The sequence below is a fragment of the Microbacterium hibisci genome, from assembly GCF_015278255.1.
Lineage (GTDB): Bacteria > Actinomycetota > Actinomycetes > Actinomycetales > Microbacteriaceae > Microbacterium > Microbacterium hibisci.
The window spans coordinates 382,696-396,439 of sequence record NZ_JADIJC010000004.1; the positions used below are offsets into that span (position 1 = coordinate 382,696).

Genomic DNA, 13,744 nt, shown 5'->3' on the forward strand with positions numbered 1-13,744 from the left:
CCGCCCGGTCTCAACCGCCTCGTCCGAAAGGCCGAGAACGTGCCGCCCCGGACTCACCGCGTGGCGTGGGTGCCGGCGTACTCCGTGCCCGCGCGTCAGTTCACGGCTCGCGCAGGCACCCGCCGTCGGCGTTCAGACCGCCGAGATCGACCGTCACGCCGGCCGAGGTGTCGATGGTGCCGTACACGCAGCCTCCCGCCACCTGGGCGCCGAACAGCAGGCCGTCGCCGACCACGCGCGTCTCGACGTCGGCCGCTCCCGCAGCCTCGAGCGCGTCGCTCACCGCCTCCTCGGTGACGGCACCGGTGGCCTGAAGCGCCTCGAGCCCGGTCGTGGCCGCCGCCACCAGCGCCTCGTCGGCGACCTGCTGCGCCTGATCCATCAGCTCCTTGCCGGGCGCGTCGACCTCCACGCCCGCGCAGCCCGTGAGGGTCACCGCGAGCACGGCGGCCGCGAGTGCGATCGCGCGACGACGCACGATCACAGCCCTTCGGCGACCCGGGCGGCGATGTCGGTGCGGTGCTGGCCGCCCTCGAAGTCGATCGCATCAAGTGCGCGATAGACGCGGCCGCGGGCCTCGGCGAAGGTCGTCGCCACGCCCACGACGTTCAGCACGCGGCCGCCCGTGGCCACGAGGCCGCCGTCGGTCTCGGACGTCGCCGCGTGAGCGAGGTGCACGCCGTCGACGGCCTCCGCCTCGCGCAGGTTCGTCAGCGCGCGCCCGGTGACGGGCGCGGCCGGGTAGCCCTCGCTCGCCAGCACGACGGTCACCGCGACGTCGGCCGCGAAGGCGGGGAGCGGAAGATCCTCGAGATGACCGGATGCCGCAGCCAGAAGCAGCTCCGACAGCGGGTCGACCAGCCTGGGGAGCACGACCTGGGTCTCGGGATCGCCGAAGCGCGCGTTGAACTCGATGACCTTGACGCCGTCGTCGGTGAGGATGAGGCCCGCGTAGAGGAGGCCGATGAAGGGGGTGCCCTCGGCGTCGAGCTGCCGGATGACCGGCTCGGCGATGTCGCGGGTGACCAGCTCGACGAACTCGCGCTCGCTGCCGAATCGGCCGTCGAGCCAGGGCAGGGGCGAGTAGGCGCCCATGCCGCCGGTGTTCGGGCCCTCGTCGCCGTCGAGGAGGCGCTTGTAGTCCTGCGCGGGGCTGAGGGGCAGCACATGGTCGCCGTCGCTGAGGAAGAAGAGCGACACCTCGGGGCCCGAGAGGAACTCCTCGACCAGCACGGCGCCCGACGGCAGGTACTCGTCGGCGTGCGCGAGAGCCGCCTCGCGGTCGGACGTGACGATGACGCCCTTGCCCGCGGCCAGTCCGTCGGCCTTCACGACGTGCGGCGCGCCGAGCTCGTCGAACGCCGCCTCGACGTCGGCCCGCGTGTGTGCGCGCACAGCGCGGCCGGTGGGCACGCCGGCGGCATCCATGATCCGCTTGGCGAACGTCTTTGATCCCTCGAGCTGCGCGGCCTCCTTGCCCGGCCCGAACGCCGGAATGCCGCGCTTGCGCACGGCATCGGCGACGCCCGCGACGAGCGGGGCTTCGGGGCCGATCACGACGAGGGCGATGTCGTTGTCGATCGCGAACTGGCTGACCGCCACGGGGTCGTTCTGGTCGAGGGCGACCAGCTGCGCGTCCTGCCCGATGCCGGCGTTGCCGGGAGCCGCGAAGATCTCGTGCTCGACCTCCTCCGACCGCAGGGCGAGGATGATGGCGTGCTCTCGCGCGCCCGAGCCGAGGACCAGGATCTTCACGGGCTCCAGCCTACCGGCGGCGTTTCCCGGGGTTTCGGGCAGGCGCCGACGGTGACCGCGTTCGCAACTCCGGATGATTGCGCGCCGCCCCGCGGCGGACCGCCGAGAAGACGCGGGTCTTCGGCGCGGCGCCTTCCGCTTCTCCGGAGTTGCGAACGGGTGCGGGAGCTAGCCTGGCAGGGTGGCAGCCCGCAAGATCTCGACCGACGACGGCCGCGCCGCCCTGAGCGCGGTCGCGGCGGCGGTGGCGGCATCCGCCCCTCCCGCCCGCACCGACAACGCGACGGCCGTGCGCTACCTGTTGCAGCTGCTCGCCGAGAAGGCGCCGGGCAACTCCGTCGAGGTGCGCGTGCCGCCGTTCGGTGCGGTCCAGGTGGTGGAGGGCCCGCGGCACACCCGGGGCACGCCGCCGAACGTGGTCGAGACCGATCCCGCGACCTGGATCGCGATCGCGACCGGTGCAGAGCACTGGACGGATGCCGCGACCGCCGGCCGCATCGTCGCCTCGGGCACGCGCGCCGACATCTCGGACCTCCTGCCGCTGCGCCCCTGAGCCGAGCGCCCGGGCACGGACGGTGGGACAATGGACCCATGACCCGCGCGCGCACCGGCGCCGCCGGAGCCGACGACCCCGACGAGCACGTCATCAATGAGGAGTGGGAGTCCGTCGGTGTGCGGCGCGCGCCGCGCATCGGCCACATCATGGGCGGCGGCATCGCGCTGGGGCTGGTCGCCGCACTCGTGCTCACCGTCGGCGCGGCCGTCACCGAGACCCCGGGCGGACCGCTGTCGACGGGCGCATCGGGGTACCTCCGGGTGTTCGGGGTGTTCGCCGTCATCTGCGTCGGAGCCGGCCTCCTCGTCGCGTCCGTCACCGTCCTCGTGCTCGACCGCGTGGTCGGGAGCCGCCGGCGGTCGGTCATCGCGGAGCACGCGACCACCCTCACCGACGACCTCGTGTCGCCCGTCACCGACGACGTGCCGAAATGGGTGCAAGATGCCGAGGACCTGCGGAGCGACCGCCCCGACGGGTCGAGCCCCCGCCGACCCGAGGGATAATGAAGCATGCCCGAGCGAAGCCAGGACCGCATCGAGACCGTGAGCGTGCGCCGCGCGCCGAAGATCTCGGTGTTCCTCATCCTCGGCGCCGCACTCGGCGTGCTGGTCGCGATGATCCTCACCTTCGCCTTCAACGGCACGGCCGAGGCCAGCCCCAACACCGGCGGCGAGTACTCGCAGGGTCAGGTGTTCGGGTTCCTCACCCTCATCTGCGTGCCGGTCGGCCTCGCACTCGGCGGCATCGTCGCACTCGTGCTCGACCGCCGCTCGCGGCGTCGGACGCGCGAGATCGCGGTCGATCACGAGTCCGTCCACGTCGATCCGGAGTCCGGCGCCGACGGCCGCGGTTCGGTGGACTGAGCCCGCCGAATCGGCCCAGCTCGGCCGACGCAGGGCGGGCGACGCCAGCTCGGCCGCCTGAGGGCGCGGCTACGCCAGCTCGGCGATGATCGGGTGGATGGCGGCGTCGAAGGCGGCCACATCGCCGCGCAGTCCGTCGGTGACGGCGATCGTCAGTGAGCCGATCCACCACACGCCGCGCTGATTCAGCGGCAGAACCTGCACGTTGAGCTCGAAGGAGTGCGCGCGGCGACCCACCTGCCGCTCGTGCTCCGCGATCGCACCCGCGTACGCGCGGTAGGCGGTGCCGGTGCTGTGCGACGCCTCCTTGCGGTAGCGGGCGTGCGCGTCGCGCGCGTAGGCGAGCGCATCGGCGGCGTGCGGAACGAAGGCGGCCCGCAGCTCGTCGCAGCCTTCGACGGGCAGGGCGAGCACGGTCTCGAAACCGTCCACCAGATCGAGCGGCACGGGCGACGGATGGGCCTGCGGCTCGACGGTCATCGCCCAGAACTCTCGCCACTGACGCTCGAGCAGCGCCTGCGCGGTCTCGGACCGGTCGTTCACCCGGGGCGGGATGCCGCGCAGGTGCGGCAGCTCTTCCGGGGAGCGGATGCCGAGCACCTGCCGAAGATAGAGGGCGAGAAGAACCGGCTGACCGGCGTCTTCGCGGATCAGCCACTCCGGAGCACCGGCGCCGCCCATGCGGCCCATTCTAGATCCGGGCTCGGACGCCGCGCCCTGTCGAAGCGCAACCGGACAGCGGAATCGCCGCACCCCGGCGATCGCTCGCCGACACCGGTTCGGGGCCGCTGCGGGCGGCGTAACGAGCCGCGACCCCCGGCATCCGCTCAGGCGCGCCGCCGGTAGGCTGGTAGCCGTGGCCTCATCCGAACGCGATGCCCCCTCCCGCCCCTCACAGCCTGTGAACCCGTACCAGGCTGCGGGCGTCGACACCGCCGCAGGCGACCTCGCAGTCGAGCTGATGAAATCCGCGGTGCGTCGCACGCACGGGCCCGAGGTGCTCGGGGGCGTCGGCGGCTTCGCCGGGCTCTTCGATGCGACCGCCTTCAAGGCCTACGACAAGCCGCTGCTGGCCACCAGCACCGACGGCGTCGGCACCAAGGTCGCCATCGCGCAGGCCATCGACAAGCACGACACGATCGGGCAGGACCTCGTCGGCATGGTCGTCGACGACATCGTCGTGGTCGGCGCGAAGCCGCTGTTCATGACCGACTACATCGCGTGCGGCAAGGTCTTCCCCGAGCGCATCGCCGACATCGTCCGCGGCATCGCCGACGGCTGCGCGGCGACCGGCACCGCCCTCGTCGGCGGCGAGACCGCGGAGCACCCCGGGCTGCTGGGCGTCAACGACTACGACGTCGCGGGTGCTGCGACCGGCGTGGTCGAGGCCTCGGGGGTGCTGGGCGCCGATCGCGTCCGCGAGGGCGACGTCGTGCTCGCGCTCGCGAGCTCGGGCCTGCACTCCAACGGCTACTCACTCGTGCGCCACATCGTCGCGAACTCGGGCATCCAGTACGGCGACAACGCCCCCGACTTCGGCACGACGTGGGGCGAGGCCCTCCTCGAGCCGACGCGCCTCTACACGCTGCCGCTCCTGCGCCTCATCACGGAGACCGCCGAGACCGCCGGAGGCACAACGGTGCCGGCCGTCCACTCGCTCAGCCACGTCACGGGCGGGGGGATCGCCGCCAACCTCGCGCGCGTGCTGCCGCAGGGCACGTGGGTCGAGATCGACCGCTCCACGTGGTCGCCCTCGCCCGTCTTCCGCGTCCTCGCCGACCTCGGCGGGCTCGAACTCGAGGCGACCGAGGGCACCTGGAACCTCGGCGTCGGGTTCCTCGCCGTCGTGGCGCCCGAGAAGGCGGAGGCCGCGGCATCCGCTCTCTCCCGTGAAGGCATCGCGACGTGGCAGGTGGGCGTCGTGCACAGCGGCGACCGGCCGGCGCCCGACCGTGACGGTGGGGCCGACCACTGGGAGCAGGGCGCCAAGGGCGTCGACGGCGGCGCGGTGCGCCTCGTCGGCTCGTACGCAGACCACGCGGCTCGCTGAGCCGCAGAACGAACCTACGGAGCAAGCAACACCCATGTGCGGAATCGTCGGGATGGTGGGCCGTGGGTCCGTCAACCAGGAGATCTACGACTCCCTTCTCCTGCTGCAGCACCGCGGTCAGGACTCCACGGGCATCTCGACCGCCGAGCGCAACGGCGTCGTGCACATGCACAAGGTCAAGGGCCAGGTGCGCGAGTCGTTCCGCACCCGCGACATGCGGGCGCTGCTGGGAGAGATCGGCCTCGGCCATGTGCGCTACGCCACCAAGGGCACCGCATCCAATGAGGAAGAGGCGCAGCCGTTCTACGTGAACGCGCCCTACGGCATCGTCCTCGTGCACAACGGCAACCTCACGAACACGCGTGAGCTCACGCAGGAGCTGTTCCACAAGGACCGCCGCCACCTCAACACGTCCTCCGACACCGAGCTGCTCGTCAACGTGCTCGCCAACGAGCTGCAGTCGTCGATCTCGGGCCTCGAGCTCGACCCGGCACAGGTGTTCCACGCCGTGAGCCGCGTGCACGAGCGGGTCGAGGGGTCGTACGCCGCGATCGCCCTGATCGCCGGCTACGGTCTGCTGGCGTTCCGCGACCCGTTCGGCATCCGTCCCCTGATCCTCGGCACGCGCAAGAACGAGGACGGCCACTACGAGTGGGTCGTCACGAGCGAGTCGCTCGTGCTCGAGAACGGCGAGTTCGAGGTCGTCCGCGACGTCGACCCGGGCGAAGCCGTGTTCATCGACCTCGAGGGCAACCTGCACACGCGGCAGTGCGCGACCGACCCGCAGCTCGTCCCGTGCTCGTTCGAGTACGTGTACCTCGCACGCCCCGACTCGGTGATGAACGGCATCTCGGTGTACGAGGCGCGGCTGCGCATGGGCGACCGCCTCGCCGACACCATCGCGAAGTACACGCCCCGCGAGGCGATCGATGTCGTGATGCCCATTCCCGACTCGTCGCGTCCGGCGGCGATGCAGGTGGCCCGCAAGCTCGGCGTCGAGTACCGCGAGGGCTTCTACAAGAACCGCTACGTGGGCCGCACGTTCATCATGCCCGGGCAGGCCGTGCGCAAGAAGAGCGTGCGTCAGAAGCTCAACGCGATGTCGACCGAGTTCAAGGGCAAGAACGTGCTGCTCATCGACGACTCCATCGTGCGCGGCACGACGTCGAAGGAGATCATCCAGATGGCGCGGGATGCCGGAGCCAAGAGCGTCACGTTCGCCTCGGCCGCGCCGCCCGTGCGCTACCCCCACGTGTACGGCATCAACATGCCGTCGCGCCACGAGCTCGTCGCCCACGGGCGCACGATCCCCGAGATCGCGCAGGAGCTCGGCGCCGACTTCGTCGTCTACCAGGAGGTCGACGACCTCAAGGCCGCGATCCTGGAGGGGTCCGACGTCGAGGATCTCGACATGAGCTGCTTCGACGGCCGCTACATCACCGGCACCGTCACCGACGAGTACCTCGCCTGGGTCGAGGGCTCGCAGGAGAGCTGACGCCGGATCGAACGGATGCCTCGGGCCGAGGCATCCGTCCATCCAGCCTTCTCCGGATCAGGCGATCCGGCGAGGAGAGGGGCGTTTCGCGCCGATCGTCCTGTCTCCGGCAGATCGCCTGATCTGGGAGACGGATGCTGCGCGCCCCGGCTGACACCCTGACCCGCCGCATCCACGGCGCCCGTAGGGTGGATGAGTGAAGTCGTCTCCTGCCCGTCCGCTCTGGCAGGGGAGGACCCTCGCGCTCGTCGGCATCGTGCTGTTCGCGTTCTCGCTGCGCTCGGCGGTCGCCTCGCTGTCGCCGCTGTTCGATCACATCGCCGCCGACTTCGAGCTGCCGGCAGCGGTGATCGGCCTCATCGGCACCGCGCCGCCGGTGTGCTTCGCGGTGTTCGGGCTGCTGACGCCCGCGCTCGAGCGCCGGTTCGGCCTCGAGCGGCTGGCCGTCGCGGCGATGACCGTCGTCGCCATCGGGCTCGTCGCCCGCAGCCTCGCGCCCAACTCGGCGCTGCTGCTCGCGGGCACGGCGCTGGTGTTCGCCGCGGTCGGCACGGGCAACATCCTGCTGCCGCCCCTCGTGAAGCGATACTTCCCCGATCGCATCGGGCTCATGACGACGGTGTTCTCCACCACGATGGCCGTGTCGACGTTCCTGCCTCCGCTCATCGCCGTTCCGGTGGCGGATGCCGCGGACTGGCACTTCTCGCTCGGCCTGTGGGCCGTCTTCGCCCTGGTGGCGACGATCCCGTGGGTCGGACTGGCGATGCGCCGCCGCGCGGCGGAGGCGGCCAACGGCGACGGCGACGACATCGAGGAGGCCAATCCGCGGGTGTTCGGGCGGATGTGGCGCATCCCGCTCGCATGGGCGCTGCTCGTCGCGTTCGCCGTGTCGAGCACGATCGCCTACACGTCGTTCGCGTGGCTGCCGAAGATCCTCGTCGACATCGCCGGCGTCACGCCCGCGACCGCAGGCGCGCTGCTGTCGCTCTTCGGATTCATGGGCCTGCCCGCGTCGCTCGTGGTGCCGCTGCTGGTCACGCGGTGGAACGCGACCCGACTGCTCTTCGGCGTCTCGGTCGTCACGGGCCTCGCCGGCATCGCCGGTCTGCTGTTCGCGCCCGAGGCCGCGCCGTGGCTGTGGGTCGTGCTGATCGGGCTCGCGCCCCTGCTGTTCCCGATGATCCTCGTGCTGCTGGGCCTGCGCACGCGGACGCACGAGGGCACGGTCGCGCTCAGCGGGTTCGCGCAGAGCGGCGGCTACGCCATCGCGGCGCTGTTCCCGGTCGGCATCGGCCTCCTGCACGACGCGACGGACTCCTGGACCGGGCCGCTCATCGTGCTGGCGTGCGTCGTGGCCGCCGCCATCCCCGCGGGGGTCGTCGCGGCGCGCCCGCACACCGTCGAGGACGACTGGGAGCGTCGGCACGGAGCCTGGTGAGGCAGAGCGCTGCGGGGTCGCCGCGGCCGGGCGCTGGGTCGCCGGCCGGGCGCGGCTGGGCTCGGTGCGCTGTGCCGGGCCCCCGGGTCCGGCGGCCCGGGGCTCGGCGCGGCGTTCCGGGCGCTGCAGGCTCGGCGCGACGTCCCGCGCCCGACGAGGCATCCGTCGCGGCCGGCACGCGCGCTCGGGGGACGCCGGACGTCGGCGCGGCCACGACGGGCCGTGCGAGACCGATCAGGCCGCCGAGGTGACGGCGTGAACGGAAGTGGTCACGCCTGCGACGACGAGAGCGGCGACGTCTCGTCCTCGTCTTCGTCGTTGTACTGGTCGGCCCACTTGTCGACGTACTCGTCCTCGCTGTGGTGGCCGAGCTCGCGCTCGAGCGCCGAGTAGTTCACGTTGTACGTGTCGTACTTCAGCTCACGAGCGATCTTGGTGTGCTTCGCCTTCTGACGGCCACGCCCCATGCGAGACCCCCTCATTTAGGATCGCGGGCTTTCTGCGGCTCTCTGGCGCGCAAACCCGGGCATTCACGAATCCGGCTTCGGACCGGTAAGAGTAGCATTCAGGATAACACGGAGCCCCCGCACCCCGGCGGTTCCGACCCCACCGGTGCAGGAGGAGTGCGGACATATGACCGACGCGGCATCCGAGCCGGAAGGCGATGCGACGACCGACAAGAGCCTGCACGGCGGCGTGATCGTGGGCGTCATCCCCGATCAGTCGCCGCGGGTGCTCAAGGAGGCGGCCCGCTACGCGAAGCTCTTCCAGGCGCCCCTCGTGGTCGTCCATGTCGATGTGACGCGGTTCGTCACCTACGAGGATCCCGACGGGTACGTGCATTCCGCACCCATCGACATGAACATCGCGGCCGGCGAGGGCGAGCTGACGAAGGTGCAGGATGCCGCGGCATCCGTCCTCGCCGACTCCGGTCTCGACTGGACAGTGCGCCAGCTCGTCGGCGATCCCGCGATGGCGATCAAGCACCTCGCGGACGAGGTGGACGCCCGGCTGCTGGTGGTCGGCACGCGCAAGCGCGGCTTCGGCGAATCCGTGCGGGAGTTCTTCACCGGCTCGGTCGGCGCGCGTCTCGCGCACCGTCAGCACCGCCCGATCCTCATCGTGCCGCTCGGCGAGCCCGTGCCCGATGACGAGGAGATCTGGCCCGCCTGACCGCGACCCGCGCGGCGGCGTCAGTCGGCCGGCGGCCTCAGGTCGGCGACCGATCCCCCTGCGACGTAGTCGACGGGGACGACCACGGTGCGACGCGGGGCCTTCGGATCGGCTCCCCGCTCCAGGCGGGCGAGCATCAGGTCGGCCGCCGATCGCGAGATGGCGTCCACGTCCTGCGCGATCATGTCGAGGGCGGGGTTCATGATGCGGCTGAGGCTCGTCATGTCGAATCCGACGAACGACATGTCGCGCGGCACCCGGAGGCCCGACTCGCTGATGGCGGTGAGTGCGCCCACGCCGAGCATGTTGCTGCCGCAGAACACCGCGGTGGGACGCTGCTCGAGCAGGAGGAGTTTCTGCATCGCGGCGCGGCCGCCGGCCACGGTCATCGGGCACGAGACGACGTACTCCTCGGGGAGTGGGATGTCGCGGGCCCGCAGCTGACGACGGAAGCCCTGCTCGCGGGCCATCATGGTCGGCAGGGCCTCACCCCGGATGTAGGCGACGCGGGTGTGGCCCCGGTCGGCGAGCCGCTGGACGGCCGTCGCCGCGGCCCCTTCGTTGTCGATGATGACGGCGTCGGCGTCGAGCCCCGGTGTGGTCCAGTCGATGACCACGATCGGAGTGCCCCGGTCGGCCAGCGCGACGAGACCAGGCGTGGCGCGCGCCGTCGGAACCGTGATGATGCCGTCGACCATCCGGTCGGCCAGCACGCCGACGGCGTCCTCCCCGCCCTCCTCGGCGGCGTGGTCTGCGCTGATCAGCATGCTCACGCCGTGCTGTCGCAGGCGTGATTCCACGCCCGCCAGGATCGACAGGTAGAACTCGCTCTCGAGGCTCGGCAGCAGCACGCCGACCGTGCGCGACCGCCGCGTGCGCAGATTGCGCGCGAAGGCGTTGGGTCGGAACTCGAGCTGTGCAGCGGCCTTCTCGATCGCGGCCGCGTTGGCGGCCAGGACGTTGCCGCCGTTGTAGAACTTCGAGATCGTCGCCAGCGACAGCCCTGTCGCCCTCTGGATGTCTTTGTACGTCGCCATGGTGCTCCCCGCTCACGCTACCCCGGCGGCCCGTCGCGAGGGTGCACGAAACGTTACGCTATCTCCGGTCGACAAGGACGACGCATGCAACGCCCGAAGAATGCCGTGTCGGCGAACCGTTGATGCTACTGAGCGGATGTTTCGGGCGATCTCTTGACGTATCGGTGCAGATAATTCAGACTGAGCCGGTAAACATCCGACCAAAGGCCCACCCAGCCCGGGTCGACCCCGACGTGATCTCAAGGAAGAGGAAAGCGCGTGAAACGATACGTCGCTGTAACCGTAGGAGCTTCTGCATCTCTCGTTCTGCTCGCAGGCTGTGCGGGCTCGAGCGGCAGCAGCGGCAGTGGTCAGGAGGAAGGCGTGACCACGCTGACCTTCTCGATGTGGGCCGGGTCCACGCCCGAGACCGAGGCGCTCGAGACGCTGGTCGGCATGGTCGAGGACGAGTACCCCGACATCAAGCTCAAGCTCGAGACCGCGCCGTTCAACGACTATTGGACCCGGCTGGCCGCGCAGGCCAGCGGCGGCACCGAGGCGTGCATCCTCGGTGTGCAGTCGCCGCGCACGAGCAGCATCAAGGATCTGCTGCTGCCCCTCGACTCCGACGCCCTGAGCGCCGCCGGGATCGACCTCGATGACTTCGACCAGGCGATCGTGGAGGCGACCCAGGTCGACGGCGAGCAGTACGCCGTGCCCTACGACCTCGGGCCCCTCGTGGTGTTCTACAACGCCGACGCGCTCGCCGAGGCCGGCGTCGAGCCGCCGGCGGCGGACTGGACGGTCGAAGACTTCGAGGCGGCGGCCGCAGCGCTCTCGGGCGAGGGCAAGTACGGCTACGCCGTCAATCCGACGCTCGACACGGCGACCGCCTGGTCGCTCACGCTGGCGGGAGAGCAGGGCGTCGCGGCGGACGGCACGCTGCAGCTGGACGACCCCGCGATGGTCGAGGCGGTCGAGTTCATGCAGAAGCTCGTCGCCGACGGCAGCGCGCCCCAGCTTCCCGCGACGAGCGACTCGTACAACGCCCTGAACTCGTTCGTGGCGGGCGACGCGGCGATGGCCGTCGACGGTCCGTGGCAGCTGGCGTACATCGCCGAGCAGGCGGGCTTCGACTACGGCGTCGCGCCGATCCCGGCCGGCCCCGACGGGTCCGCGACTCCGGTCGCCGGATCGGGCTACGGCGTGAGCGCTTCGTGCGAGTACCCCGAGGAGGCGCTCCAGGCCATCTCGGTGCTCACCGGTCCCGAGGCGCAGACCGCGCTGGCCGAGATGGGACGCGCCTACCCTTCGCGCACCGCCGAGCAGCCCGCGTACTTCCAGGGCGACTACGAGGTCGCGCAGGAGGCGCTGGCCGCCGCGGCGGAGGGCGGCCAGCCGCTGCGGTCCACGTCGAACTTCACGCAGGTCAACGCGCTGTTCAACCAGTACGCCGTGAGCGCACTCAACGGCGACATGACCGCCGAGGACTTCCTCGGCACCGTGCAGTCGCAGACCGAAGCGGGCGCGTCGCAGTGAGTCTCGCACCCGTGGTCGGGGCGCCGTCAGAACAGGCGGCGGCGCCCCGGCGCGTCTCGCGGCGCCGGGACGGTCTCGCCGCCTACGGTTTCCTGGCACCCAGCGGCATCGGCTTCCTGGTGTTCACGCTCGGGCCGATCATCGGGTCGCTGGTCATCGCATTCTTCAACTGGCCGGTGATCGGCGAGCGCTCGTTCGCCGGGCTGGACAACTTCGTCAGGATCTTCACGAACGATCCGATCTTCTGGCGGACCGTCGGGAACACGCTCCTGTTCGTCGTGCTCTACGTCCCTCTCAACTTCCTGCTGGCTCTCGGACTCGCGGTGTGGATCTCGCCGCGGATCCGCGGTCGCGGCCTCTACCGCCTGCTGTTCTTCCTGCCGGCCGTGACGCCGATCGTCGCCAACGCGCTGGTCTGGCGGCTGCTCGTGCAGCCCAACGGTGTGTTCGCCGACATCGCGGCCACGTTCGGCGTCGAGCAGTTCAACCCGCTGGGGACCGAGGCCGGCGCGATGGCCATCGTGGTCGCGATGTCGCTGTGGCAGGGGTTCGGCTACAACATGCTCGTCTTCTCGGCCGGGCTCGACTCCATTCCCGAGCAGCTCTACGAGGCGGCCGCGCTCGACGGGGCGAACGCCTGGCAGCGGTTCTGGCGCATCACGCTGCCGATGCTGTCGCCGTCGATCTTCTTCGCCGCGGTGATGACGCTCATCACGGCGTTCCAGGTGTTCGCGCAGCCGTACGTGCTGACCGGCGGTGGGCCCGGTGTGGGCACGACCACCATGGTCATGTACCTGTACCAGCGCGGATTCCAGCTCTTCGACCTCGGGACGGCCTCGGCGGTGGCCACCGTGCTGTTCGCGATCATCGCGCTGATCACCGCTGTTCAGTTCCTCGGCCAACGGAGGTGGGTCCACTATGACTGAAGCGCTGCTCGAGGAGACGACCACTCGCACGGTCGTCCAGCCTCTGCGAGCCAAGACGCGCCGTCGCCCGGAGTTCGCACCGGCCGGCCGTCACCGGCGCAGCCGCCGCATGCGCGGCGTGATCTCGCAGGTGCTCCTGACGCTCGTGCTGGTGCTGTTCCTCATGCCGTTCGTCTGGATGATCGCCACGGCGCTCAAGCCGGGCAACGAGGTCTTCACGTCGCCGCCGACGCTGTTCGGCAGCGAGCTGCGGTGGGAGAACTTCGCGGATGCCTGGACCTACGTGCCGTTCGGACGCTTCATGCTCAACGGGGTCATCGTGTCGGTGCTCGGCACGGTGCTCGTCTGTGCGACGAGCGTCCTGGCCGCCTACGCGTTCGCCCGCATGCGGTTCCGCGGGAGCGGTCTGCTGTTCGCGCTGTACCTCGTCACCCTGCTGGTGCCGCAGGAGGTCGTCGTCATCCCGATGTTCATCCTCATGCAGGAGCTCGGCTGGCAGAACAGCTATCAGGCGCTGATCCTGCCGTGGGCGTTCACCGCGTTCGGGACCTTCCTGCTGCGGCAGTTCTTCCTGACCGTGCCCCGCGAGCTCGAGGAGGCGGCGATCGTCGACGGCGCAGGACGCGTGCGCACGCTGATCTCGATCATCGTGCCCGTCGCGAAGCCGGCGATCGCGGTGCTCGCCGTGTTCACATTCATCAACTACTGGAACAGCTTCCTGTGGCCGCTCATCATCATCTCCACGCAGGACATGGCGACGGTGCCGCTGGGGCTCAACGCCTTCCTCGGCCAGCAGGGCAACCGCTGGGAGCTGCTGATGGCGGCATCCACCATCTCCATGCTCCCCACGGCGCTGATCGTCATCTTCCTCCAGCGACACCTCGTCAAGGGGATCGCGCTATCCGGCCTCGGCGGCCGCTGAACGAAAGGACC

Annotated in this window: 15 protein-coding genes; 10 read left to right on the forward strand and 5 right to left on the reverse strand. The window is 70.6% G+C overall.

The window, feature by feature from the left end; translation table 11 throughout:
* Positions 1-100: 100 nt before the first annotated feature.
* Positions 101-478 (reverse strand): hypothetical protein, encoded by a 378-nt coding sequence (locus IM770_RS09970; RefSeq protein ID WP_203580973.1) that lies wholly within the window; start codon positions 476-478, stop codon positions 101-103.
* Positions 479-480: 2 nt separating this feature from the next.
* Entirely contained in the window at positions 481-1,755 is a 1,275-nt protein-coding gene (gene purD, locus IM770_RS09975) for a phosphoribosylamine--glycine ligase (RefSeq protein ID WP_203580974.1), read from the reverse strand.
* 181 nt (positions 1,756-1,936) lie between these two features.
* Between purD and IM770_RS09980 the strand changes: the two genes are divergently transcribed.
* Genes IM770_RS09980 through IM770_RS09990 form a run of 3 tightly spaced genes read left to right on the forward strand, consistent with a single transcriptional unit; the run spans position 1,937 to position 3,174 of the window.
* Complete coding sequence (locus IM770_RS09980; RefSeq protein ID WP_203580975.1) at positions 1,937-2,308, forward strand: sterol carrier family protein; 372 nt, start codon at positions 1,937-1,939, stop codon at positions 2,306-2,308.
* A gap of 38 nt (positions 2,309-2,346) precedes the next feature.
* A complete protein-coding gene (locus tag IM770_RS09985; RefSeq protein WP_203580976.1) occupies positions 2,347-2,814 on the forward strand; it encodes a hypothetical protein in 468 nt (155 codons plus the stop codon).
* Positions 2,815-2,820: 6 nt separating this feature from the next.
* Entirely contained in the window at positions 2,821-3,174 is a 354-nt protein-coding gene (locus IM770_RS09990) for a potassium transporter Trk (RefSeq protein WP_203580977.1), read from the forward strand.
* 69 nt (positions 3,175-3,243) lie between these two features.
* Here IM770_RS09990 and IM770_RS09995 read toward each other — a convergent pair whose 3' ends face one another.
* A complete protein-coding gene (locus IM770_RS09995) occupies positions 3,244-3,855 on the reverse strand; it encodes a zinc-binding alcohol dehydrogenase (RefSeq protein WP_203580978.1) in 612 nt (203 codons plus the stop codon).
* A 175-nt stretch (positions 3,856-4,030) separates the two neighbouring features.
* Here IM770_RS09995 and purM point away from each other — a divergent pair, with 175 nt between their 5' ends.
* The 3 genes from purM (at position 4,031) to IM770_RS10010 (ending at position 8,157) form a co-directional block, all read left to right on the forward strand.
* On the forward strand, positions 4,031-5,224 hold the full coding sequence (purM, locus tag IM770_RS10000) for a phosphoribosylformylglycinamidine cyclo-ligase (RefSeq protein ID WP_307785427.1): 1,194 nt from the start codon (positions 4,031-4,033) through the stop codon (positions 5,222-5,224).
* A gap of 34 nt (positions 5,225-5,258) precedes the next feature.
* The gene (purF, locus tag IM770_RS10005) at positions 5,259-6,719 is read left to right on the forward strand and encodes an amidophosphoribosyltransferase (RefSeq protein WP_203580979.1); all 1,461 of its coding nucleotides are present in this window, start codon (positions 5,259-5,261) and stop codon (positions 6,717-6,719) included.
* A 196-nt stretch (positions 6,720-6,915) separates the two neighbouring features.
* A complete protein-coding gene (locus IM770_RS10010) occupies positions 6,916-8,157 on the forward strand; it encodes a CynX/NimT family MFS transporter (RefSeq protein WP_203580980.1) in 1,242 nt (413 codons plus the stop codon).
* Between the two features lie 269 nt (positions 8,158-8,426).
* On the opposite strand, the gene IM770_RS10015 is transcribed toward IM770_RS10010, so the two are convergent.
* Entirely contained in the window at positions 8,427-8,624 is a 198-nt protein-coding gene (locus tag IM770_RS10015; protein WP_203580981.1) for a DUF3073 domain-containing protein, read from the reverse strand.
* Positions 8,625-8,790: 166 nt separating this feature from the next.
* Between IM770_RS10015 and IM770_RS10020 the strand changes: the two genes are divergently transcribed.
* Positions 8,791-9,330 (forward strand): universal stress protein, encoded by a 540-nt coding sequence (locus IM770_RS10020; RefSeq protein ID WP_203580982.1) that lies wholly within the window; start codon positions 8,791-8,793, stop codon positions 9,328-9,330.
* A gap of 20 nt (positions 9,331-9,350) precedes the next feature.
* Here the strand turns inward: IM770_RS10020 and IM770_RS10025 are convergent, their stop codons facing one another.
* Positions 9,351-10,367 carry a LacI family DNA-binding transcriptional regulator gene (locus IM770_RS10025; RefSeq protein ID WP_203580983.1) on the reverse strand — a complete coding sequence of 339 codons (1,017 nt, stop codon included), beginning with the start codon at positions 10,365-10,367 and terminating at the stop codon, positions 9,351-9,353.
* 363 nt (positions 10,368-10,730) lie between these two features.
* Here IM770_RS10025 and IM770_RS10030 point away from each other — a divergent pair, with 363 nt between their 5' ends.
* Genes IM770_RS10030 through IM770_RS10040 form a run of 3 tightly spaced genes read left to right on the forward strand, consistent with a single transcriptional unit; the run spans position 10,731 to position 13,733 of the window.
* The gene (locus IM770_RS10030; RefSeq protein WP_203580984.1) at positions 10,731-11,885 is read left to right on the forward strand and encodes an ABC transporter substrate-binding protein; all 1,155 of its coding nucleotides are present in this window, start codon (positions 10,731-10,733) and stop codon (positions 11,883-11,885) included.
* Entirely contained in the window at positions 11,882-12,811 is a 930-nt protein-coding gene (locus IM770_RS10035) for a carbohydrate ABC transporter permease (protein WP_203580985.1), read from the forward strand. Before IM770_RS10030 ends, IM770_RS10035 begins: the two co-directional genes overlap by 4 nt.
* The gene (locus tag IM770_RS10040) at positions 12,804-13,733 is read left to right on the forward strand and encodes a carbohydrate ABC transporter permease (RefSeq protein WP_239065982.1); all 930 of its coding nucleotides are present in this window, start codon (positions 12,804-12,806) and stop codon (positions 13,731-13,733) included. The genes IM770_RS10035 and IM770_RS10040 overlap by 8 nt, the downstream gene beginning before the upstream one ends.
* The last annotated feature ends 11 nt before the right edge of the window (positions 13,734-13,744 follow it).

Bases quoted from the DNA above. Each gene is read 5' to 3' on its own strand.
- purF (WP_203580979.1), top strand. From the start codon at position 5,259: ATGTGCGGAATCGTCGGGATGGTGGGCCGTGGGTCCGTCAACCAGGAG.
- IM770_RS10025 (WP_203580983.1), bottom strand. From the start codon at position 10,367: ATGGCGACGTACAAAGACATCCAGAGGGCGACAGGGCTGTCGCTGGCG.
- IM770_RS09985 (WP_203580976.1), top strand. From the start codon at position 2,347: ATGACCCGCGCGCGCACCGGCGCCGCCGGAGCCGACGACCCCGACGAG.
- IM770_RS09990 (WP_203580977.1), top strand. From the start codon at position 2,821: ATGCCCGAGCGAAGCCAGGACCGCATCGAGACCGTGAGCGTGCGCCGC.
- IM770_RS09995 (WP_203580978.1), bottom strand. From the start codon at position 3,855: ATGGGCGGCGCCGGTGCTCCGGAGTGGCTGATCCGCGAAGACGCCGGT.
- IM770_RS10020 (WP_203580982.1), top strand. From the start codon at position 8,791: ATGACCGACGCGGCATCCGAGCCGGAAGGCGATGCGACGACCGACAAG.
- IM770_RS10040 (WP_239065982.1), top strand. From the start codon at position 12,804: ATGACTGAAGCGCTGCTCGAGGAGACGACCACTCGCACGGTCGTCCAG.
- IM770_RS10015 (WP_203580981.1), bottom strand. From the start codon at position 8,624: ATGGGGCGTGGCCGTCAGAAGGCGAAGCACACCAAGATCGCTCGTGAG.